This is a genomic window from Vibrio sp. 10N.222.49.C9 (assembly GCF_041474985.1).
GTDB lineage: Bacteria > Pseudomonadota > Gammaproteobacteria > Enterobacterales > Vibrionaceae > Vibrio > Vibrio crassostreae_C.
Window position 1 is genome coordinate 1 of sequence record NZ_JBFRVD010000514.1, and the last position, 287, is coordinate 287.

General features: G+C 43.2%; 1 pseudogene. It reads right to left on the bottom strand.

Annotated features, from left to right (window positions below):
• Positions 1–89 precede the first annotated feature (89 nt).
• Positions 90–287 (bottom strand): annotated as a pseudogene (locus tag AB4585_RS24245) (hypothetical protein); the annotation flags it as partial.

Here is a 287-nt window from a genome sequence, read left to right on the forward strand (position 1 = left end):
GCCCGATCTGTAGGACACTACGCTGATCTTATCTAACCCATCCAGGTGTTCTTTGTGTTCAGGATTCGCCATCAGTTTTTCTGTGTGATTCATTCCTTACTAAAAAAGATATCACTTGTTAGCGTATTTACCTTAACTACAAACACACTACCGGGATCGGATTCACGCTTAAACTGAAACCTGAACTGATCTATAGGGGTAAAAATGGGAAGGTCGGTACGTTCTGTTAGCTCGTAGCCACCGTCAAGATAGAGATCGCTTTGTATTGCAAGGTCATGTGCCCTTCT